The 6,000-nt window shown below is 60.9% G+C and carries 6 protein-coding genes; 4 read left to right on the top strand and 2 right to left on the bottom strand.

Annotated features, from left to right (window positions below; genetic code table 11):
- Positions 1–299 precede the first annotated feature (299 nt).
- From mgrA to FHT82_RS29645, 4 genes are all read left to right on the top strand, one after another.
- Positions 300–1,331 (top strand): L-glyceraldehyde 3-phosphate reductase, encoded by a 1,032-nt coding sequence (mgrA, locus tag FHT82_RS29660; RefSeq protein ID WP_183736284.1) that lies wholly within the window; start codon positions 300–302, stop codon positions 1,329–1,331.
- A gap of 258 nt (positions 1,332–1,589) precedes the next feature.
- Complete coding sequence (locus tag FHT82_RS29655; protein WP_183736283.1) at positions 1,590–3,203, top strand: glycoside hydrolase family 43 protein; 1,614 nt, start codon at positions 1,590–1,592, stop codon at positions 3,201–3,203.
- A gap of 8 nt (positions 3,204–3,211) precedes the next feature.
- Positions 3,212–3,712, top strand: a complete 501-nt coding sequence (locus FHT82_RS29650) for a GNAT family N-acetyltransferase (protein ID WP_183736282.1) — start codon at positions 3,212–3,214, stop codon at positions 3,710–3,712.
- Between the two features lie 303 nt (positions 3,713–4,015).
- Positions 4,016–4,366 (top strand): RcnB family protein, encoded by a 351-nt coding sequence (locus FHT82_RS29645; RefSeq protein ID WP_183736281.1) that lies wholly within the window; start codon positions 4,016–4,018, stop codon positions 4,364–4,366.
- 181 nt (positions 4,367–4,547) lie between these two features.
- On the opposite strand, the gene FHT82_RS29640 is transcribed toward FHT82_RS29645, so the two are convergent.
- Together FHT82_RS29640 and zigA are read right to left on the bottom strand one after the other, a co-directional pair.
- Entirely contained in the window at positions 4,548–4,727 is a 180-nt protein-coding gene (locus tag FHT82_RS29640) for a hypothetical protein (RefSeq protein WP_183736280.1), read from the bottom strand.
- Complete coding sequence (zigA, locus tag FHT82_RS29635) at positions 4,724–5,929, bottom strand: zinc metallochaperone GTPase ZigA (RefSeq protein ID WP_183736279.1); 1,206 nt, start codon at positions 5,927–5,929, stop codon at positions 4,724–4,726. Before zigA ends, FHT82_RS29640 begins: the two co-directional genes overlap by 4 nt.
- Between the last annotated feature and the right edge of the window lie 71 nt (positions 5,930–6,000).

The following is a 6,000-nucleotide window of genomic DNA, read 5'->3' as shown; positions in this document are numbered from 1 at the left end:
ACGCCGCGAAACGTCTGAAACAGAGTAGAATCAATGTCATGCGCCTTGTCCAGATATTTAAACCGGACAGCAGTGGGACAAGCCCGAGGATGACGACATTGGACGGCGGATGTCTGCCATCGGGCCTTCCACCGTCGTAGTTGTCGGGAACACGCGTCACGCGCTTGCCGTATCGGCGTGCTTAATCCAATAGTGCCGTCGCGCTTTGCCCGACACGAGGGCGGCGACGTTTTCAGCTTTCGACCGCCACTGGTGCGGAGACGAGAGAGAAGCACTTTTACAGGTTGAGGAGACCTCAGATGAGCTGGCAACCGGCCGAAGACCGCTATTCGAAGATGAAGTATAACCGCACGGGCCGTTCCGGCCTGAAGCTGCCGGCCGTTTCCCTCGGCCTCTGGCACAATTTCGGCGGCGACACCCCGCATGACCGCAAGGTCGACATGTGCCGCACGGCCTTCGATCTCGGCATCACCCATTTCGACCTCGCCAACAATTATGGCCCGCCTCCCGGCAGCGCCGAAACCGCTTTCGGCGAAATCCTGCGCACCGATTTTGCGGGTCTGCGCGATGAGCTGATCATCTCCTCCAAGGCCGGTTACGACATGTGGCCGGGTCCTTACGGCGAATGGGGCAGCCGCAAGTATCTCGTCGCCTCCTGCGATCAGAGCCTGCAGCGCATGGGTCTCGACTATGTCGATATCTTCTATTCGCACCGTTTCGACCCGGAAACGCCGCTGGAAGAAACCTGCGGCGCGCTCGATTACATCGTGCGTTCGGGCCGCGCGCTCTATGTCGGCATTTCCTCCTATAATTCGCAGCGTACCCGCGAGGCTGCCGCCATCCTCAGGGATTTGGGGACACCATGCCTCATCCACCAGCCGAGCTATTCCATGCTCAACCGCTGGGTCGAGGACGATAAGCTGCTCGATACGCTTGACGAGGTCGGCATGGGCTCGATCGTCTTCTCGCCGCTTGCCCAGGGCATGCTGACGACGAAATATCTCGGCGGCATTCCCGCCGACAGCCGCGCGGCGCAGAACCACTTCCTCAAGAAGGACTTCATCCGTCCCTCGATCATCGACAATATCAAGAAGCTCAACGAGATCGCCGAGAAGCGCGGCCAGACGCTGGCGCAGATGGCGATCGCCTGGGTGCTGCGCGGCGGGCGCGTGACGTCGGCGCTGATCGGCGCCAGCCGCTCTTCGCAGATCGTCGACTGCGTTGCAGCGCTCGGCAATCTCGAATTCACGGCTGCGGAGCTGAAGGAAATCGATGTCTACGCCAAGGAGGCCGACATCAATCTCTGGGCCAAGTCGGCTGAGCTGGAATAAGCTAGGCCGAAAGGCAACCTCGATGTGGGGTTTGGGGCAGCGCGTCGCCCCAAATTCCCTCATTCCTGTGTCCTCGTGCAGGCACGAGGGATGTCACAGGAATCCAGCCGCCGCGCGTCTGCGCGGCGAGAAGAGTCCTTTCAGCCCAAGGACTTGGGCTGGCTGGATCTCTCTGACAAGCACAGAGATGAGGGAGGAGGAGAGCTCCTCACTATCATCTGACGTACGTACTGCAATTTTTCTTTTGGAGGAGCCGCCATGATCCGCAATCCCATCCTGCCAGGATTCAATCCCGACCCGTCCATCTGCCGCGTTGGCGACGATTATTACATCGCGACCTCCACGTTCGAATGGTATCCGGGCGTGCAGATCCACCATTCGCGCGACCTGGTGAACTGGACGCTGGTGCGCCGGCCGCTGGAGCGCGCCTCGCAGCTCGACATGCGCGGCAATCCTGACAGCTGCGGCATCTGGGCGCCGTGCCTTTCCTATGCCGACGGCCAGTTCTGGCTCGTCTATACGGACGTGAAGCGCTTCGACGGCAATTTCAAGGATGCGCATAATTATATCGTGACCGCGCCCACCATCGAGGGCGAATGGTCCGAGCCCGTCTATGTGAATTCCTCGGGGTTCGACCCGTCGCTCTTCCATGACGAGGACGGGCGCAAGTGGTTCGTCAACATGCAGTGGAACCATCGCACCGAGAGCTATGGCGGCTCGCCGAAGTCGCCGGCCTTCGACGGCATCCTGCTGCAGGAATGGGACGCTCAGACCAAGGCCCTGAAAGGCCCGATCAAGAACATCTTCGCCGGCAGCCCGCTCGGGCTCGTGGAAGGCCCGCATCTCTTCCGGAAGAGCGGCTGGTACTATCTGACGACGGCCGAAGGCGGCACCGGCTACGATCATGCCGTGACGATGGCGCGCTCGCGCAATATCGACGGACCCTATGAATTGCATCCGAACCGGCACCTGATCACCTCGAAGGATCATCCGGAAGCGGCGCTGCAGCGGGCAGGGCACGGACAATATGTCGAGACGCCCGACGGGCAGGTCTATCACACGCATCTCTGCGGCCGGCCGCTGCCGCCGAAGCGCCGCTGCACGCTGGGACGCGAAACCGCGCTGCAGAAATGCGTCTGGCGCGAGGATGGCTGGCTCTATTTGGAAAACGGCACTGTTGTTCCCGATGTCGAGGTGCCCGGACTTGGCGGTGCCGTGCTGGCCGAAAAGCCTGTTCGCAGCGAGTATAATTTCGATGGCGGCACGCTGCCGGCCGATTTCCAGTGGCTGCGTACACCCCAGCCGGAGCGTATCTTCAATCTCACGGAGCGTCCCGGCCATTTGCGGCTGATCGGCCGTGAAAGTGTCGGTTCGTGGTTCGAACAGGCGCTGGTCGCTCGCCGGCAAGAGCATCACAGTTTCCGCGCCGAGACGGTGGTGGAGTTCACGCCCGATACCTACCAGCAGGTCGCGGGCCTGACGCACTACTATAATCGCCACAAGTTCCATGCCGTCGTCGTCACGCTGCATGAGAAGCTCGGCCGCTGCGTCACGATCTTCTCCTGCAACGGCGATTATCCTGATGGCCGCATGACCTTCCCGGCCGAGGCCGGCGTGGCGCTTCCGGCCGACGGCCGCGTGCAGCTTGCCATGGAGATCCGTGACAACGACCTGCAGTTCTTCTGGCAGACGGAAGGCAAGGGCGCCTGGCAGCCGATCGGCCCGGTTCTCGATGCCGGCGTCGTCTCGGACGAGGGCGGGCGCGGCGAGCATGGCTCGTTTACCGGTGCCTTCGCAGGTGTCCTCGCCTTCGATACGTCCGGCCGGGCAAAGACGGCTGATTTCGACTGGTTCAACTACGAGGAACTGTGAGGGCGGCGATGGCAGGCTATATCCGCATCGAGCCGATGACCGAGGGGCATATCGAGGGCTTTCACCGGGTTCTCGACAGCGTGGCGCGCGAGCGGACATATCTGACCCTGCTCGAAGCCCCGCCGATTGAAGATACGCGCAAATTCGCGCTGTCGTCGATCGCCGGCGGCAATGTGTATCTCGTCGCTCTCGATGGCGGCGAGCTAGTGGGCTGGTGCGATATAAGACGGCACTTCTTTCCATCGCGTGCTCATTGCGGCGCGCTCGGCATGGGTCTGCTGCCGGACTATCGCGGGCGGGGGCTCGGCCGGCGCCTCATCGCGGCGGCGATAGAGGCGGCGCGTGAAGCGGGCATGATCCGTATCGAACTCGGCGTGCATGCCGACAATGCGCGAGCGATCCGGCTTTACGAGAGCGTGGGTTTCGTGCGGGAAGGGGTGAGCCGCGATGCGTTCTGCGTCGATGGGCACTATACCGACGTCATCAATATGGCGATGATTTTTAGATAGTTGCGATCGGCAGCGGCTGGTTTCCTCTTCTCCTCGCTGGGGCGAAGGGGAAACGCCGCAACGTCTCGTTTCCCCATTTTCAATGGAGCGGTTCATCACATCGCAATGCCATTCTCATCACGCCCGATCACCTCTATGTGATCCCCGACGGCATGATCTGACAGTCGTTCGTTATCCCGAAATAAGAACATTAGGAATCGGTGATAAGCTACCGATTTCATTACAGATCTTTAATTTTATTTTCAGATTTCGTTCATTTTTGAAGACGTAATTTCGGGGCGTGTTCAACACGAGGAAGCCCTCATGAAAAAGATTTTTGCAGCTCTTCTTTCTGCCTCTTTCCTGCTCTCGCCGATCGTTGCATCGCAAGCAAGTGCTGCCGATCATCGTCGTCCGCCGGTCGTTGTTGAGAAGAAAGTCGTCGTCCAGAAGAAGGTCGTCGTCGAGAAAAAGGTGGTCCGCCGTCATCACTGGTCCAAGGGTTATCGCATGTCGGCTGCCGAGCGCGGCCGTTACGGCGAAGTCCGCGACTACCGCCGCTACCGCCTGGCACCGCCGCCGCGCGGCTATCACTGGGTGAAGGCCGATAACGACTACCTTCTCGTCGGTGTCGCTACCGGCGTGATCTCCAGCATAATTGCTGCGGGTCGTTGAGTTCACGCACACTCCCGAAAAGAGGGCGGCTTCGGCCGCCCTTTTGTTTTTGTCGGGAGAGTTTTTGCGGACGGCGCGACCCCAATCTCCCTCATTCCTGTGACAAGCACAGGAATGAGGGAGATTGGGGTCAGCGTCGCTGCCCAAAACCGGGTTTGCATTGCTGAATAGACCTGTCGATTTAGTTCTGTCGCCGCAACGGCATCACCCGCTCGGCGATCATACCGAGCAACCCCTTCGGCTTTCGCGCCTCACTCTCCGCTGCATCCCCATAAGTCAGCGGATGCAGCCCCTCGATCGGCGGCAGCGGTTCGCACTCGATGCACAGGCATCGGTAGGGTTTGATTGCCGTTGCCCTCATGCTGCCTGCGGGCTCCAGCCGACGAACGGATCCGGCAGGTTGCGCCAGCGTTCGGGCGTGAAGGCGTCGCTTTCGATCAGACAAGCGTCGAGCTCTGCGCGAATCCAGCTCTCATCCATCGGGTCGGCACCGATGAAGACGATTTCCTGGCGGCGGTCGCCCCAGATGGGGTCGAGGTAGGGACCGATGGCACGGAGGAAGGCAGGTTCCCCAGGCCATTGTTCGCGCGGGACGGCCGCCCACCAGAGGCCCATCTTGCTGGTGCGCACGATCGCGCCGGCTTGGCTGATTTCGCCGACGTAATGCGGGCGGGTGGCGAGCCAGAAGAAGCCCTTGGCGCGCACGATGCCCGGCCAGCTCTTGTCGAGGAAGGCCTGCAGTTTCGCGGGGTGGAAGGGGCGCCTCTCGCGGTAGACGAAGGAGCGGATGCCGTATTCCTCGGTTTCCGGCACATGGTCCTTGAAGCCGTGCAGTTCCTTGTACCAGAGCGGATGGGTCTCGGCCCTGTCTATATCGAAGCGGCTGGTTCCGAGCACATCCTTCAGCGCGACCTTGCCGAAATCCGTTTCGATGATACGGGCATCCGGGTTGAGGCCGGTGATGATCTTGCGAGCCGCATCGCGTTGCTCTTCGCTTGCCGCGCCGATCTTGTTCAGCACGACGATATCGGCAAATTCGATCTGTTCGACGAGGAGATCGATGATCGTCCTGTTGTCGCCGTCGCCGGCGGTTTCGCCGCGGTCGGCGAGGAAGTCGGCCGAGGCGTAATCGGCGAGCAGATTGGCGGCATCGACGACGGTGATCATCGTATCGAGGCGGGCGACATCCGAGAGGCTGAGTCCATTCTCGTCGCGGAATTCGAAGGTGGTGGCGACGGGCAGGGGCTCGGCAATGCCGGTCGATTCGATCAGCAGGTAATCGAAGCGACCCTGTTCGGCGAGCTGGCGGACTTCCTTCAGCAGATCGTCGCGCAGCGTGCAGCAGATGCAGCCATTGGTCATTTCCACCAGCTGCTCTTCGGTGCGCGAGAGATTGGCGCCGCCATCGCGCACCAGCGCGGCGTCGATATTCACCTCGCTCATATCGTTGACGATGACGGCGACGCGCATGCCCTCGCGATTTGCGAGCACGTGATTGAGCAGCGTCGTCTTGCCGGCGCCGAGGAAGCCGGAGAGCACGGTAACGGGCAGCCTGTTGTCCATGATGTAATCCTTTATGTTATAACGTAACATTAATAGATAGCAAAAAAAGGCGGAACGGGGGTGTCGCCGCC

It is taken from the genome of Rhizobium sp. BK275 (assembly GCF_014193555.1).
GTDB lineage: Bacteria > Pseudomonadota > Alphaproteobacteria > Rhizobiales > Rhizobiaceae > Rhizobium.
The sequence above is the reverse complement of the archived record's forward strand: the minus strand, read 5'-3'. Positions and strand labels throughout refer to the sequence as shown.